The following is an 18,114-nucleotide window of genomic DNA, read 5'->3' as shown; positions in this document are numbered from 1 at the left end:
TTACTATAACGTAAAGATTTTATTTATAGTATTATGATTTGAAAATGTAGAGCAATATTATTCTAATAGTACAATTTTAGCCAACAATACTAACTACAATACCATTTTCTTCTAATCGCTTAACTATTGACTTTGATATGCCTACGTCAGTAATAATTTGATCTATTTTTTCTATCCCACAAATTTTAGCAAAACTCTTTTTACCAAATTTTGATGAATCGGCTAATACGATAGATTTTTGTGCAGATGCAATCATCTTTTTATTAAGTTGTGCTTCTTCTAAGCTTGTTGTTGACAGTCCATATTCTAAATCTATACCATCCACACCTAAAAATAATTTACTACATGATACATTATCTAATATTTGTGAAGCATAATTACCTACAACTGAAGCAGAGCTATGTCTTATATATCCACCTAATTGTAAAACCTCAATATTTTTATGATTAATTAAATGTAATACAACATGTAAAGAAGAGGTAATTACAGTTAATTTATTTTTTGGAATAATATATTTAGCTAAGGCTTGGACAGTTGTGCCTGAAGCAATTAGAATTGAATCATTTTCATCGATTAAATTTGCGGCAGCTTGGGCAATTCCATTTTTTTCTTCAACAGATATTTTTTCCTTTTCGTTTACAGCTTTTTCATTTATATAAGGATTTTCCAACGAAGCTCCTCCATGCGTTCTATATAATAGCCCTTTTTCTTCAAGTAGTTTTAAATCTTTTCTTATTGTAACGGCAGATACATCTAATAATTTGCACAAATCTAATACTTCAAGATACTTTTCCTTATTTAAAATGTCTAGAATAATTTGATGTCGTTTCATTGCTTATTGATTTTAGTAACCATTTGTTTTGTTACACTTATCTATACAAAGGTAGTTAAAATGAAATCAAACGAAGGTGTAATGACTGATGGAATTGATTAAATTTAATAAAATATTTAAATTTTACTTTCGTTTTCTTTCGTTTTCTTACAAAATATGTATATTTGAAATCTAAATAATATATTTCAAAAGAAAATACAAGTGAATTTATTTCAAAGAGATCGATTAATAGAGCAAATGCAAACTAACCGAAGTTGGGATGTTATTGTTATTGGTGGCGGGGCTACGGGTTTAGGGATAGCTTTAGATAGTACTACACGAGGCTATAAAACACTTTTGTTGGAGCAGATTGATTTTGCTAAAGGAACATCGAGTCGTAGTACTAAATTGGTGCATGGAGGTGTACGTTATTTAGCTCAGGGAAATATTGATTTAGTTAGAGAGGCATTATACGAAAGAGGTTTATTATTAAAAAATGCTTCACATTTGGTAAGTAATCAGTCTTTTATTATTCCTAACTATAAATTTTGGGATTCTTTAAAATATACAGTCGGATTAAAGTTGTATGATTTTTTATCAGGTAAATTGAGCTTCGGAAAGTCAATTAGAATTAATAAAGAGAAAACATCTTTAAGATTACCAACAATTAAAATTGATAAACTAAAAGGGGGAGTTGTTTATTATGATGGACAATTTGATGATTCTAGACTAGCTGTTAATATAGCACAGACTTGTATAGAAAAAGGAGCAACTGTTTTAAATTACTGCAGAGTTACTGGGTTGTTAAAAAATGATAAGGGAATTGTAAATGGTGTTGTAGCTTATGATACTGAAAAAGACCTATCTTACAATATAAATAGCAAAGTTGTAATTAATGCTACTGGAGTATTTACAGATGAGGTATTACAAATGGATGACGAAAATGCCAAAGATATTGTACGTCCAAGTCAAGGTATTCATTTGGTTTTAGACAAATCATTTTTGCCTGGAAATGATGCAATAATGATTCCTAAAACGGATGATGGTAGAGTGTTGTTTTTAGTTCCATGGCATGACAAAGTTGTTGTTGGTACTACTGACACTTTGTTAGATAGTCATAGTTTAGAGCCTAAGCCTTTAGATAAAGAAGTAGATTTTATTATTGAAACGGCCAATAAATATTTAAATAAAAAGGTGAGTAAAGATGATGTTTTAAGCATTTTTGCAGGATTAAGACCTTTAGCAGCTCCAAAGGATAATTCAGAAAAAACAAAAGAAATATCTCGAAGTCATAAAATTATTATTTCTGATTCTGAATTGATAACCATTACAGGAGGAAAATGGACTACCTATAGAAGAATGGCTCAAGATACTATTAATAAAGCCATTGCTATGGGGAAATTACCTAATATTTCTTGTAAAACTAAAAATTTACCTATACATGGTTCTATTAAAAATTTAGATAAAACGAATCATTTGTATATTTATGGAGCGGATCAAAAAGGTATCGAGGCACTTATTGCAAAGGAGCCTGAATTAGGAGAACCTCTAGATTCTCGATTAGGTTTTACTAAAGCAGAAGTAGTTTGGGCAATTAGATATGAAATGGCTAGGACAGTAGAAGATGTATTGGCAAGAAGAGTTAGAATGCTATTTTTAAATTCCAGAGCAGCTATTAAATCAGCTCCAGTTGTAGCTAATATTTTAGCAAAAGAATTGAAAAAAGATAAGGCTTGGGAGCGTAAAGAAGTAGATGCCTTTGTTAGTATGGCTAAAGAATATGTGTTATAAATAGAATAAACCTCTTTTTGAGCTTTGTTCGTTTTTTTGTTTAATAAATATAATTATGGGAAAATACATTCTGGCATTAGACCAAGGAACTACCAGTTCTAGAGCAATTGTTTTTGATAAACTAGGAAATATTATCTCAATGGCTCAAAAAGAGTTTACACAATACTTTCCAAAACCAGGATGGGTAGAGCATGACCCTATCGAAATTTGGTCAACTCAAACAGGTGTTGCGGCTGAAGCAATTGCTAAACAAGGATTAAATGTTGAAAATATTGCTGCTATAGGTATTACCAATCAACGTGAAACAGTTGTAGTTTGGGATAAAAATACAGGTCAACCTATTTATAATGCAATTGTATGGCAAGATAAACGTACTTCTAATTATTGTGATATTTTAAAAAAGGAAGGTAAATCTGACTTAATTAGAAATAAAACAGGATTAGTAGTTGACTCTTATTTTTCTGGAACAAAAGTGAAATGGATTTTAGATAATGTTAAGGGTGCTAGAAAAAAAGCAGAAGAGGGCAATTTGATTTTAGGTACTATAGATAGTTGGTTAATTTGGAACTTTACCAAAGGTAATCAGCATGTAACTGATGTTTCAAATGCTTCAAGAACATTGTTATTTAATATTAATACTATGGATTGGGATGATGAATTGTTAGATTTGTTTACCATACCAAAGAGTATGCTTCCTGAAGTAAAGCAATCTAGTGAGATATATGGACATACACAATCTACATTTTATGATACAAATATTCCTATAGCTGGTATAGCTGGAGATCAACAAGCAGCTTTGTTTGGCCAAATGTGTACTAAACCTGGTATGGTTAAAAACACCTATGGGACAGGGTGCTTTATGTTAATGAATATCGGTGAAAAGCCAACAATTTCAAAGAATAATTTGTTGACTACGGTTGCCTGGAAAATTAATGGACAAACAAATTATGCTTTAGAAGGTAGTATTTTTATTGGTGGTGCGGTAGTGCAATGGTTAAGAGATGGTTTAAAGATTATTAGAATGTCTGCAGATGTAGAAAATTTAGCAAGTTCTGTTAAAAGTTCTGAAGGGGTTTACTTTGTCCCTGCTTTTGCAGGATTAGGAGCTCCACATTGGAATCAACAAGCACAAGGTACAATTTTTGGGCTAACTAGAGGTTCTACAGATGCACACGTTGCACGGGCAGCTTTAGAATCTATCGCATATCAAACTATGGATATTTTAAAAGCTATGGAGGCAGATTCAGGGATATCAATAAAAGAATTACGTGTAGATGGTGGAGCAACCGTAAATAATATGTTAATGCAATTTCAGTCAGATGTGTTAAATACTATTACTGTTAGACCAAAAACAGTTGAAACAACTGCAATGGGAGCTGCTTTTTTGGCAGGATTGGCAGTAGGTTATTGGGATAGCCTTGAAGAAATCCAAAAAATTTGGCAAACAGATAAATATTTTAATCCATCTAAAGACAGAGATGAAATTGAAAAAGGAATTCATGGGTGGTATAAAGCAATTGATGCTTTAGAATATTGGACTAAAAATAAATCATAAATAAATATAGTATGACTCCATTTGTAGCAGAAATTATTGGAACTTTTTTTCTTATTTTATTAGGAGGAGGTGTGGTAGCTAATGTTGTTTTAAAAGGAACAAAATCAAATGACCATGGTTGGATGGTAATTACTACCGCTTGGGGATTTGCAGTGTTCGTTGGAGTAGTAGTTGCCGGGCCTTATAGTGGAGCACATTTGAACCCTGCTGTGAGTATAGGGTTAGCTATTGCAGGTAAGTTTGATTGGGCAATTATACCAAGTTATGTACTGGCTCAGTTTATAGGTGCTATGTTAGGAGCTATTGCTGTTTGGTTGGTTTATAAAGATCATTTTGATATCTCTGAAGATGGGGAATCAAAGAGAGCCATTTTTTGTACATCTCCTGCAATTAGAAATTGGAAAACGAATATTTTTTCGGAAATTATTGGAACCTTTACTTTAGTTTTTGTAATATTATATTTTACAAATGCTTCATTGTCAGAACCTGAAACTATTATTGGATTAGGATCTTTGGGGGCTTTACCAGTAGCAATATTAGTTTGGGTTATTGGGTTGTCCTTAGGAGGTACCACAGGTTATGCTATTAATCCTGCTCGTGATTTGGGGCCTCGCATTATTCATTCTATTTTGCCAATAAAAGACAAAGCTTCTAATGATTGGAGTTATGCTTGGATACCAATTGTCGGCCCAATTATTGGGGCATCAGCCGCGGCAATTTTAATGTTGGTATTGTCAAACAGTATTTAGTTAAAGATACTTCTATAAATTTTAAATATAAGTTATTAAAAGGATTATTTTTATATTTAAATAGCATTTGTTTTTTACATAACGTAATTTAATTCAAATTATTCGTTATTGTTGTAAAGCCCTTTTTCATTTCACTTTTTTTTACCTTTACAGCATAATTTTTTATTTGAAGATAATAAAAATTGTAGGCTTAAAATATGAAGGTTTTTAAATTACTTTTGATATTACTTATACCGTGTGCATTATTTTGCCAAGAAACACCTCCTATATTAAAGTTTTCATCAAATACCTATCAAGCCGAAAATCAGAACTGGGCAGTTTCACAAAATTCTGACAATTTCATTTTTGTTGCAAACAATGAAGGTCTGTTAGAATTTAATGGGGCAAACTGGACACTTTACCCTTCACCTAACCAAACCATTATTCGATCTTTACTCGCGGTAAAAGATCTAATTTTTACCGGAGCATATATGGAGTTTGGTTTTTGGAAACGAAATAAAAGAGGTTTGTTGGAGTATACTTCATTATCTAAAAATATAAAGTCAGAACTCTTAGAAGATGAGAATATTTGGAATATTAAAAGTTACGATAGCTGGATTATTTTTCAATCCTATGATAGGTTATACTTCTATAACACTGATAATGAGGAATTAAATTACTTTACTGATAAAGGTAATTATTATCGAATATTTGAAATTAACAATGTTATTTATATTCATAAACATGATGGTAAAATTTACAGACTTGAAACTGGTAAGGAGGAGGAGGTGGCAACAATTCCTGAACAATTTGGTGTAAAATTTGTGTTAAATATATTTGATAATGGTGATGAGTTGATTTTGTTAACTAGAAATAAGGGTTTTTTTAAAATTAAAAACGGAATCCTTACGAAATGGAATGTTGTAGCTAATGATATTTTAAAAGAGTATCAAATTTACAGTGGAATTCAATTGTTAGATAAAACTTTTATGCTGGGCACTATTTCTGCTGGTATTATACATTTATCTCCTGAAGGAAATTTTTTAAATACAATAAATCAGTCAAATGGACTTAGCAATAATACTATTCTAAACTTATTTGAAGATGCTACAGGTAATGTTTGGGCTGCTTTAGATAATGGAATTGATTGTTTAAATATGCAATCTTTTATCCGTGAATATAATGACAATGGAGGAACTGTTGGTACTACATATAGTTCAATTATCTATGAAGGAACACTTTATGTTGGTACTAATCAAGGATTGTTTTATAAATCAGCACAGGTAAATGAACCATTAAAACTTGTTGCAGGTACAAAAGGGCAAGTTTGGTCTCTTTTTATTTATGATAATGACTTATTGTGTGGTCATACTTCAGGAACATTTCTAATTCGTGGAGATCAGTCTGAACAAATTTCCGATATTGCTGGAACATGGAATTTTAGAGTTCTCCCCAATCATCCTAATGTATTATTGCAAGGTCATTACTCTGGTATGAGTTTACTTGAAAAAACCAATCAGAAATGGAAACTCAAGTATAAAATTAAAGGGTTTGAAAATTCTGCACGCTTTTTTGAAGTTTTAAATGATTCAGAAGTTTGGGTTAATCATGAATATAAAGGAGTTTATAAATTACAGTTAGATGAAGAGCTAACAGAATTTTCAAAAGTAGTTTTATTTACGGATGTGCCTAAAGGAAAAGGGTCTGGTATTTTAAAATATGATAATAAGTTATTGTATAGTTATCAAAAAGGAGTTTATAAATTAGATTTAAAAACAGAAAAATTTGTTAAGGATACAGCTCTTAGTAAATTAATAAATAGTGAAGATTATATCTCTGGTAAACTTGTAAAAGATAATAAACAAAGATTGTGGTCTTTTAATAAATCTAATATTTATTATGCTGAAAAAGGACCCATACCAGGTAATTTATCTATAAAGTCAATTCCAATTCAAAACTATTTAAGAAAAACTACAGTAAGTTTTGAAAATATTACGCATCTTAAAGATAATTTATACATTATTGGAAAAACAAACGGTTATATATTAGTTGATTTAGATAAACTTAGTAGGTCTTCTCATCAAATATATTTAAACAAGATAAGAGTAACTAGAAAGGATAGTCTTTATAATGCTTTATTGAAGGATAAAGGGATATTTAAATATAATCAAGATATTATTCAATTTGGTTTTAGCACACCTCGTTACAATAAATATGAATTTATAAATTATCAATACAAATTAGATGATTACCAAGAAGCTTGGAGTGATTGGAATACATTGCCAGTTGCAAATTTCGAAAACTTACCTTTTGGTAAGTATACGTTAAATGTAAGATCGAAAATTGGAGATCAAATATCATCCAATATTGTTCAATACACTTTTGAGGTAGATAGACCTTATTATTTGTCAAATGTTGCCATTTTAGGGTATTTATTGTTATTGGTAATTTTTGGATTTGTAACACATCGTCTGTATAAAAGTTATTATAAACGACAGCATTTAGAGCTTATTAAACAAAATCAAAAGCAATTAGAGATTAATAGAATTAGTAATGAGCAAGAATTAATAAGGTTAAAGAATGAAAAGTTAAATCAAGAAATAGAAAGTAAAAATAGAGAACTTGCTATATCTACAATGAGTATTGTTAAACGAAATGAAGTATTACGAAAGATAAAGAAAGAATTAAAAAGCAATGTTGGCATCTCGAATAATAATTCTGTTTTCAAATTAATCGATAAAAATCTTGAAAGTACTAAAGATTGGAATTTGTTTAAAGACGCTTTTAATAGTGCTGATAAAGATTTTTTAAAACGAGCTAAGAGCTTATACCCAAATTTAACGCATAACGACCTTAAGTTTTGTGCTTATTTAAGATTGAATTTATCTTCAAAAGAAATTGCTCCTTTATTAAATATTTCGGTTAAGAGTGTTGAAGTTAGAAGGTATAGATTACGAAAGAAAATGAAACTAAAACACAATGTTAACCTTACTGATCATATTTTGACTATTTAATGGTGGTTTGTTACACCTATTTTACCCAAACAATACCACTACATTTATCTTTTTTAATATTTATTACTTGTTTTTATTGTAATAATTTAAAGCCTTGTATATCAGTGTTTAAATTGTATTTTGAATAAAATTAGTTATGGTGATTTTATATTTTTTATATGTATGTTTTTTGTAGGGGTGTTTTTTTATAATTTTTAAATACTTTATTTATATTTAACATTAAGTTAATATTAGGGTAAACTAGCTTTAAAAGTATGCTCCTAATTTTGCGAAAATTAAACTCAAATTCAAATTTAATTATGATGTTAAAACTTATTAGAAAAAGGAAAAATCTAGCCTTGTTAATGTTTGCTATGGTAATGACCAGTTTTGGTGCATTACAAGCTCAGAAAACAGTAACTGGTACTGTACTAGATGAAACAGGAATGCCATTACCAGGTGCTTCTGTAGTAGAAAAAGGGACTACCAATGGAACTTCAACCGATTTTGACGGGAAGTTTTCATTGGAAGTTAAAAACGAAGCAACAACACTTCTAGTATCTTTTATAGGATATGTTACTCAAGAAGTAGCTGTTGCGGATGGTCCAATCTCGGTTACATTACAATCGGATGTTAATGCGTTAGAAGAGGTTGTAATTACTGCCTTGGGTATTAAAAGAGAGGAAAGATCTCTTGGTTATGCAGTTCAAGAAATTGATGGAGACGCACTTCAAAAAGTTTCAGGTGTTGACGTGGGTACTTCACTTACCGGTAAGGTAGCGGGTTTGTTAGTTAATAACTCTACAGATTTTAATGTTGCTCCTGAAATCACAATTAGAGGTGAAGAACCTTTATTAGTTATTGATGGTATAGCCTATCAAAATAGAACCTTGAGTGATATTTCATCAGAAGATATTGAGTCAATGTCTATATTAAAAGGTGCAACAGCCTCTGCGTTATATGGTTTTCGTGGGGCTAATGGTGCTATTTTAATTACAACTAAAAATGGTAGTTCTGGAAGCGAAGGGTTTGCTGTTGACTTAACATCAAATACAATGTTTTCAGCTGGCTTTTTGGCCATTCCAGAAAAACAAAGTGTTTATGGCCGTGGTAGCAACAATACTTACAATATCAATCAAGATCAATCTTGGGGTGTTCCAATGGACGGTTCTATTCAAACACAATGGGATCCTATTGCAAAAGAATTTAGGGATTTTGAATATTTGCCAGTAGGTAAAGATAATTTTGAGAATTTTTTAGAGCAAGGATATGTAACTAATAATAATGTAAGTTTAGCTTATAAAAAAGATAATGTTTCTCTTAGAAGTTCTGTAAACTGGGTTGAACAAAAAGGTCAATATCCTAATTCAAAATTAGATAAGTATACGTATACTTTTGGTGGAGATATTAGTTTAGATAAATTTAATTTAAGTTCAAACTTATCGTATTCTAAAACAGAATCTCCAAATATGGGTTCTAATGGGTACACATCTTATGACCCTATGTACTCTTTATTAATTTGGAGTCCTTCTGATTGGGATGTAAGAGATTATAAAGACAATTATTGGTTAATTCCTGGTGTATTGCAAAATAACCATTATGGATACGATTTTGAAAATGATAAATACAGTGGAAAAAATCAAAATAACCCCTATTTTGATAGATATGAAAAAACCAATGAAGTGTCTCGAGATATATTCAACGCAGATCTTACGATGAGTTATGATGTTACTGATTGGTTAAAGGCAACAGTACGTTCTGGTTTAGATTTTTATGTAGACCGTGGTCAACTTAGAGTATCTCAAGGATCGTATACCTCTACTGGTAATACTTCTGTTCCTGGAGCGTCATCAACATGGAATGGTTCAAGAACAGGTGCTTATGTAACTGGTAAATCTCAAGGATTTAGTATAAATAATGACTTATTATTAACTGGAGATCAAAAACTGGTTGATGATAAACTTGAGCTTGAATATCTTGTCGGAGGAACTATATTTTATGAAAGAAATGACAATATTACTGCACAAACAGTAGGAGGAATTTCTGTGCCAGGTTTTTTCTCATTAAATGCTTCTGTTAATCCTGCAGCTGTGGGAGAAACTACTCTAGCTCGTCAGGTTAACTCTGCATACGGCCGATTAGCCTTAGCATGGGATAGATTAATTTATTTAGATATTACTGGTCGTAATGACTGGAGTTCTACATTGGCAGGACCAGATGTTCCTGACTCTAAAAGATCTTATTTTTATCCTTCATTTTCAGGTAGTTTTGTAGTATCTGAATTATTACCGTCTACAAGAAATTGGTTAGACCTTTTAAAAGTTAGAAGTTCTTGGACTAGATCAAAAAAACCAGCAGGTATTTATGATATTAATAGTGTTTTCTCAACCTACCCAAGCACTTGGAATGATTTAAATGGTGCAGCGGCTCCTAACAATTTATATGATTTGGCAAGTATTCGTCCGGAAAGTGCTGATACTTATGAGGTTGGATTGCAAGGTATGTTTTTAAAAAAGGGCTTAACAGTTGATTTAGCTTATTATAATAAACATATGTATGACTATTTAGAAACAGGCTCTTTATCTGCAGCTTCAGGATATACAGGTGTGGTACTTAATACTGATGATGAAGTAGATCGTAAAGGTTGGGAAGTAGCAATTACTGCAACTCCAATTAGAAAAGATGATTTGCAATGGGATTTAAGTGTTAACTGGTCTACCTACAAAGATGTATATGCAAAAATTGATGAAACATATACGTTAGATGAAGCTAAGCCATGGATAAAAGTTGGTGAGCGTACCGATCACTATGTAGGTAAAGACTTTATGAAGGCTCCTGGTACAGGCGAATATGTTTATAGTAACGGTAGAATTGTAAAGAATCCTTATAATACTGTTTTTGGTTATACGAATCCAGATTGGTTATGGGGTGCTAATTCGACATTACGTTATAAAGACTTCAGCTTATTTGTGAGTTTTGACGGTTTAGTTGGAGGTATGTCTAGTACAAGAACAGAAAGTTATATGTGGCAATCTGGAGGACATCCTGATTCTGTTACTCCTGAAAGAGCATTAGATGTTGCTAACCCTGGTTCGAAAAACTATATTGGCGATGGTGTTATGGTAGCAAGCGGAACAGTTGAATTTGATACAGATGGTAGTGTTATTAGCGATACACGTGTGTTTGTGCCAAATGATGTACCTACAACGTATTTGCAAGCTGTAAAAGATTTACATGGTAGTAGTGCTTGGGGTGGTACTGGAACTTCTGCAGATGCTTATGAGAGAACATTTTTTAAACTACGTGAAATTTCTTTAACATATCAGATTCCTTCTAAATTGTTAAACGGATGGGGAGCTAAAACAGCTTCTGTAAGTTTAATCGGTCAAAATGTATTCTTATGGGCTAAAGATTTTAAATATTCTGACCCAGATAACCGTACTGAAGATTTTGCAGATCCATCGGTTAGATATCTTGGAGCTAATATTAGACTTTCGTTTTAATATGAAATAAGCATAATTAGAAATTTATTCTATGCAAATTTCTTTCAATGCTTTAGGATGACTAAAAAAACAAATAAATAAATAAAAATGAAGAATTTAAAATATATATTATTAGCAACAATCTCTTTAATTATTACATATTCGTGTGATAATTTTGAAGATATTAATACTAACCCGGACAAGTCAACATTAGTTGCTCCGGAAATGCTTGCCACACAAGTATTAAAAAATACGTTTACATTTAACGGCTCTGGTGCATTCGAATATGTTTATGGTAACTTATTCAATAAACATGTAGCTTTACTTACAGCTGTTCCAAATGGAAATCAGTATTATTATGCAACTTATGGTAGTTTTGGAGCTTACAGCAGATTAACAGATCTTGAATATATGGTTGAATTTGCTGAAGGAAGCGTATCTCAACCATCCTACAAAGGATTAGCCTTGTTCCTAAAAGCATATTATGGATTCTCCGCAACATTGGCTATGGGTGATGTACCTTATTCTGAAGCTGGATTGGCAAGTGAAGGGAATACGAGACCAGTATATGATAAACAAGCTGATGTGATAGTGCAAATTTTAGAGGATTTAAAACAAGCTGAAGCTTATTTCGCTGAAGGAAATAATTTTGCTGGAGATATTATGTATGATGGAGATGCTAGTAAATGGCAAAAATTGTGTAACGCTATGCAGTTAAAAGTAATTCAGACAATAAGTAAAAAAGCTACTGCAGAGCAAAAAGCACGTTTTGCAGAAATTGTTAATACTGGTGTATTAATGGAAGATAATGATGATAACCTAAAATTAGTTTATACTGAAACTCCTAATGCTAACCATGAATTTTACAATGGTGAAAACCTTAGAATTACTACCGCTATTTCAAAATTAGCTGCAGACTTTTTGAAAGAGAATAATGATAGAAGACTATTTTATTTTGCAGAGCCAGCACAAAAATTAATTGATGATGGCATGTCAGAATCTGATTTTGATGCCTATGTAGGTGCCTTAACCTCAGAAGATCCAACTACATTGGCTTTCAATAACGATAATGGTGAATACTCTTTGTTAAATGAGCGTTACGTTCAATTTATGGATGGAGAACCTATGCTACGTTTTACGTATTCAGAACAATGTTTTATCATTGCTGAGGCTATCGAAGAAGGGTGGGTAACTGGAGATGCTCAAGAATATTATGAAAATGGAGTAAAAGCGATGCTTGAGTATTATATGAATTTACCACATACAGAAGATTTTGTTCATGGTATGGCTATTGATCAAGCATATATTGATAATTATTTTACAGGTGCCGCGGCTTATGCTACAGGAGGTTCTAAAGAAGATCGATTAAAACAAATTTTGACTCAAAGATGGTTGATTGATTTCTTCCAAGGTAATGGAGGTAATTACCCTCAATTTTTACGTACAGGTTACCCTGAATATCCATTAGATCCATCAACAAGTTTGAATCCAGACGATACTTCAGTTTATCCTAAACGATATAAGTATCCAGCATCTGAGCAAAATACAAATCCTGAAAATTATCAAAAAGCTATAGATGATCAATTTGGAGGGTATGATGGTATTAACAAGACACCATGGTATTTACAAGATTAAAAATATAGTTTCACAGATCATTTTACGTTATTTTGAGTTAGTTAGTTTTAATCTTAGGGCATCTTGTATGCCCTAAGGTTTTTTTACAAAACATATCTTTAAAAATTAGGCGTTTTATCTGGAGTACTTGTAAAGTGTAAGTTTAACTAAATTCTCATTTAGTAATTGAGGATTATTAAAGGTATAAGAGATTATATTTTATATATATTCTTCGTAAATTTATAGATTAAAATTAGAGTATAACAAGAGCTTAAACTTTTAAGCATAATATATCAGTCCCAATGCGTTTTATATTTATTATATTAGTAGTTACAAACCTCATATCTTGTAATAAAACAATGAAAGACAATGTTTCTTTTGCAGATAATAATGTTGTTGCTCATCGTGGAGCTTTCAAAGCAAATAATCTTCCTGAAAATTCTATTGCTTCTTTAAGACATGCCATTGAATTAAAATGTACGGGCTCTGAGTTTGATGTGCACATGACGGCAGATAGTGTTTTGGTTGTTTTTCATGATGGTCACTATAATGGCTTAACAATTAAAGAAAGTACTTATGAAGAGCTCTCAAAATTTAGACTATCTAATGGTGAAAATTTACCTACCTTAAGAAACTATCTTTTAGCTGGTATGAAAAATAACTCTTCTACCGGTTTGGTACTTGAAATTAAACCTTCAAAAGACAAAGCGTATAACCTTAAAATGACTGATAAAGTATTGGCTTTGGTTAAAGAGCTAAATGCTGAACCTTATATCCATTCTTATATCAGTTTTGGTTATGATATTCTTAAAAAAATTGTAGAAATAGATTCTTCTGCAAAGACACAATATTTAAACGGTTCCAAATCTCCTAAAGAACTTAAAAACGATGGAATTTCTGGATTGGATTATCATCTTAGTATTTTTAAGAAAAATCCACAATGGATAAAAGAATCCAAAGAACTTGGCCTAACTTTAAATGCATGGACCGTAAATAAACAAGAAGATTTAGATTGGCTGTTAGATAATGAATTTGACTACATTACAACTAATGAGCCGGAATTACTATTTGAACGAATAGAGAAAACTCCAGTAAATAAAGGCTATCGTTTAGTTTGGTCAGATGAATTCAATTATAAAGGAAAGCCAGACAGTACAAAATGGGGGTATGATTATGGTTTTATTGCTAATAGAGAAGAACAATATTATACTGATAGCTTAAAAAATGCTAGAGTAGAAGACGGTCATTTGATTATTGAAACACATAAAGAAACAATAGCTAATAAAGATTATAATAATCCAGAACTTCTAAATAAAAGCTGGATTAAATATGCTGCAGAGCGAAAAACAGCTAAATATACCTCAGCTAGATTGGTTACTAGAGATTTAGCTTCATGGAAATATGGCCGTATTGAAGTAAGAGCCAAATTACCTAAAGGTGTTGGTATGTGGCCTGCAATATGGATGTTGGGCGAAAACAGGAAAAATGTTGGATGGCCTGAATCTGGTGAAATTGATATTATGGAACATGTAGGCTTTAATAAAGACTCTATTTTTGGAACTGTACATACACTAGCATATAATCATACTAAAAACACACAACGTGGTAAGAGTATTTTTATAGATAATCCTTATGATAATTTTCATGTATTCGCATTGGAATGGACTCCAGAAAGAATGGATTTTATCTTAGATGATCAGGTTTATAACACGTTTGAAAATGAGAAGAAAACTACTGCAGAATGGCCATTTGATCAAAGATTTTATTTAATTCTAAATGTTGCCGTTGGAGGCATGCTTGGAGGACAAAAAGGTATCGACGACAGTGTTTTTCCTCAACAAATGGTGGTAGATTATGTTAGAGTATTTCAACAAAAATAATTTTTAATATGAAAAATTTTATTTCTTTAATAATAACATTAGTGTTATTTACTTCAGTTTATGGTCAAAATTTAACAGTGATGACTTATAATATCCGTCTTGATGTTGCTTCTGATGGAGAAAATGCATGGGAGAATCGTAAAGAATTTTTACTAAATCAGATTAAGTTTTATAATCCTGATGTGATGGGTACGCAAGAAGGTCGCCCAAATCAAATAGCATATATGAAAAATTCTTTAATAGATTATAAAATGATTGGTCATGGTCGTGAAGGTGGTGATAAGGGTGAGTATTCTGCTATTTTTTATAATGCCAATAAAGTAAAAGTCGAACAAGACAGTACTTTTTGGTTATCTACTACTCCAGAAAAAAGGTCAAAAGGTTGGGATGCGGCCTATGAAAGAGTTTGTACTTATGGATTATTTACAGATTTAGAAAGTTTAGAAAAAGTATGGATAGTTAATACGCATTTAGATCATATTGGGCAACAAGCGAGATTGAAAGGTATGGATTTAATTAAACAAAGAATTGCTTCGCTTAATACTAAAAATTATCCTGTGATTTTAATGGGTGATTTTAATGTAGAACCTGAGAATACATTAATTAATCATTTGAAGGAAAATTTTATTGATACTAAAGAGGTGAGTAATCTCAAATTCGGACCTATTGGTACTTTTAATGCTTTTAAATTTAATGAACCAGTAACTAGACGCCTTGATTATATTTTTATATCAAAAGAGTCTAATATTAAGGTGCACAAATATGCAGTTTTAAGTAATTCTAAAGATTTAAAATATCCTTCAGACCATTTACCTGTTTTCGTACAGTTAGAATTAGAATAAATAATATCCAACACTTTAAAAACCACTAAAATTTATAATTTATGAAGAAATTTATTGTATTACTTTTTATCATTTCTGCAATAGCACTATTTAATTCTTGCGATAAAACGGGTACCAATACTTCGAAAAAATCGGCAATGCAAGACGATGCTATTGAGCAAAAAGTAGATTCTGTACTTGCTCTAATGAATCTAAAAGAAAAGATTGGTCAAATGGTTCAATATTCTGCAAGTTGGGATGTAACTGGACCCGCATCAGCTGAAGGTGACAAGTTTAAAGAAGAAAAATTAAAGAAAGGAGAAGTAGGCTCTATGCTTAATGTAACCTCAGTAGAAGCGGTTAGAAATGCACAAAAATTAGTTATGGAGAATTCACGATTAAAAATTCCCCTAATTTTTGCATACGATGTAATTCATGGGTATAAAACTATATTTCCAATACCATTAGGAGAAAGTGCAAGTTGGGATCTTGATATTATTGAAAAATCAGCCCGAATTGCAGCAAAAGAAACCTCAGCTGCGGGTATGCAATGGACATTCGCTCCTATGATAGATATCTCTAGAGATGCTCGTTGGGGACGTATTATGGAAGGATCAGGAGAAGATACTTATTTAGGTTCTAAAATAGGTGTAGCTAGAATTAAAGGTTTTCAAGGTGATGATTTGTCTAAAAATAATACTATTGCTGCATGTGCTAAACATTTTGCGGGTTATGGTTTTGGTGAAGCAGGTAGAGATTATAACACTGTAAATATTGGAGAACACGAATTACATAATGTAATACTACCACCTTTTAAAGCAGCTGCAGAAGCAGGTGTTGCAACTTTTATGAATGCTTTTAACGAAATAGATGGTATTCCCGCTACAGGAAGTAAAGTATTGCAACGAGATCTGTTAAAAGGTGAATGGGGTTGGAATGGTTTTATTGTTTCTGATTGGGGTTCTATTGGTGAAATGATAGCTCACGGTTTTGCTAAAGACAAAAAGCACGCCGCTGAAATTGCTTTAAATGCAGGTAGTGATATGGACATGGAATCTTATGCATATGAGGCAGAATTAGAAAAACTTATAGAAGAGAATAAAGTTAAACTTAGTGATATTGATGACGCTGTAAAACGTATTTTACGTTTAAAATTCCAATTGGGCTTATTTGATGATCCTTATAAATATTGTGATGAAGAACGTGAGAAAAACGAAATTTATACAAAAGAACACCTAGAAATAGCTCGTGATGTAGCTAAAAGATCAATTGTATTGTTAAAGAACGATACCGTTAAAAAATCCACATTATTACCTTTGTCTAAAGATATAAATAGTATAGCAGTTATTGGTCCGTTAGCAGATGATAAAGATACACCGTTAGGTAATTGGAGAGCTCATGGAGAATATAATTCAGCAATTTCTTTATTGGAAGGAGTTAAAGCTGCTGTAGGAAATAGCACTAAAATATATTATGAAAAAGGAGTAGAGTTAACTTCTAAAACAGTTGAACCAGGAGAAAATCAATTTTTACACCATATTGAATATAATACTACTGATAGATCTGGCATAGCAGCTGCGGTAAATGCTGCTAAAAAGGCAGAAGTCGTATTACTTGCTATTGGTGAAAATGCGTACCAAACGGGTGAAGGTAGAAGTCAAACGAATATAGGATTTATAGGATTACAACAAGAACTATTGGAAGCTGTTTATGCTGTCAATAAAAATATAGTTATTGTATTAATGAATGGACGTCCAATGGATATTGCATGGGCAGCTGAACATGTACCAAGTATTTTAGAATGCTGGCATTTAGGTTCACAATCTGGTTATGCTATTTCAGATGTATTATTTGGAGATTATAATCCTTCAGGAAAATTACCAGTTTCTTTCCCTTATAATGTAGGTCAAGAGCCTTTATATTACAATCAAAAAAATACAGGTAGGCCTATGAGTACTCAAGTAACATATTCTGGGTATAACGATGCTCCTAAAGAAGCCTTATTTCCATTCGGGTACGGATTAAGTTATACCAATTTTACTTATAGTAAATTGAGTTTAGACAAGTCCGAAATGGATAAAGGCGGAGAAATAAAAGTATCTGTTAATGTTACTAATAATGGTTCTAGAGATGGAGAAGAAGTAGTACAATTATACATTAGAGATTTAGTTGGTAGTTTAACACGACCAATAAAAGAATTAAAAGGCTTTAATAAAGTCATGATAAAAGCTGGAGAAACCAAAACGATTAATTTTACTATAAATGCTGAAACTCTTCAATTTTATACTGTAAATAAAAAGTGGGAGGTAGAATCTGGTGAGTTTAATGTTTGGGTTGGCGGTAGTTCAACAACTAATAATATGGCTAAGTTTACAGTAAATTAACATAGTTCAAATTTTTAATATAAAAATACCCACTACAAAAGGTTGTAGTGGGTAT

Annotated in this window: 10 protein-coding genes; 9 read left to right on the top strand and 1 reads right to left on the bottom strand. The window is 31.6% G+C overall.

Annotated features, from left to right (window positions below):
* Positions 1-76: 76 nt before the first annotated feature.
* The gene (locus tag EGM88_RS08895) at positions 77-832 is read right to left on the bottom strand and encodes a DeoR/GlpR family DNA-binding transcription regulator (protein ID WP_123897656.1); all 756 of its coding nucleotides are present in this window, start codon (positions 830-832) and stop codon (positions 77-79) included.
* 237 nt (positions 833-1,069) lie between these two features.
* Between EGM88_RS08895 and EGM88_RS08890 the strand changes: the two genes are divergently transcribed.
* From EGM88_RS08890 to bglX, 9 genes are all read left to right on the top strand, one after another.
* Positions 1,070-2,602, top strand: coding sequence for a glycerol-3-phosphate dehydrogenase/oxidase (locus tag EGM88_RS08890; protein ID WP_123898212.1), 1,533 nt, complete (start codon positions 1,070-1,072; stop codon positions 2,600-2,602).
* 55 nt (positions 2,603-2,657) lie between these two features.
* Positions 2,658-4,157, top strand: coding sequence for a glycerol kinase GlpK (gene glpK / locus EGM88_RS08885; protein WP_123897654.1), 1,500 nt, complete (start codon positions 2,658-2,660; stop codon positions 4,155-4,157).
* Between the two features lie 11 nt (positions 4,158-4,168).
* Positions 4,169-4,906 (top strand): MIP/aquaporin family protein, encoded by a 738-nt coding sequence (locus EGM88_RS08880; protein ID WP_123897653.1) that lies wholly within the window; start codon positions 4,169-4,171, stop codon positions 4,904-4,906.
* 197 nt (positions 4,907-5,103) lie between these two features.
* Positions 5,104-7,899, top strand: a complete 2,796-nt coding sequence (locus EGM88_RS08875) for a LuxR C-terminal-related transcriptional regulator (protein WP_123897651.1) — start codon at positions 5,104-5,106, stop codon at positions 7,897-7,899.
* Between the two features lie 302 nt (positions 7,900-8,201).
* Positions 8,202-11,381: a SusC/RagA family TonB-linked outer membrane protein gene (locus EGM88_RS08870; RefSeq protein ID WP_162497560.1), complete on the top strand. Its 3,180-nt coding sequence runs from the start codon at positions 8,202-8,204 to the stop codon at positions 11,379-11,381.
* An 87-nt stretch (positions 11,382-11,468) separates the two neighbouring features.
* Positions 11,469-12,995 (top strand): SusD/RagB family nutrient-binding outer membrane lipoprotein, encoded by a 1,527-nt coding sequence (locus EGM88_RS08865; RefSeq protein ID WP_123897647.1) that lies wholly within the window; start codon positions 11,469-11,471, stop codon positions 12,993-12,995.
* Between the two features lie 338 nt (positions 12,996-13,333).
* Complete coding sequence (locus EGM88_RS08860; RefSeq protein WP_238988414.1) at positions 13,334-14,854, top strand: glycerophosphodiester phosphodiesterase family protein; 1,521 nt, start codon at positions 13,334-13,336, stop codon at positions 14,852-14,854.
* An 8-nt stretch (positions 14,855-14,862) separates the two neighbouring features.
* Positions 14,863-15,696 carry an endonuclease/exonuclease/phosphatase family protein gene (locus EGM88_RS08855; RefSeq protein ID WP_123897643.1) on the top strand — a complete coding sequence of 278 codons (834 nt, stop codon included), beginning with the start codon at positions 14,863-14,865 and terminating at the stop codon, positions 15,694-15,696.
* Positions 15,697-15,737: 41 nt separating this feature from the next.
* Positions 15,738-18,059, top strand: coding sequence for a beta-glucosidase BglX (gene bglX / locus EGM88_RS08850; protein ID WP_123897641.1), 2,322 nt, complete (start codon positions 15,738-15,740; stop codon positions 18,057-18,059).
* Positions 18,060-18,114: the final 55 nt, after the last annotated feature.

Origin of the sequence: Aureibaculum marinum, assembly GCF_003813905.1 — a bacterium.
In the GTDB taxonomy this organism is placed as follows: Bacteria; Bacteroidota; Bacteroidia; order Flavobacteriales; family Flavobacteriaceae; genus Aureibaculum; species Aureibaculum marinum.
Note: the sequence above shows the minus strand (reverse complement) of the source record. Positions and strands in the feature narration are given on the sequence as shown.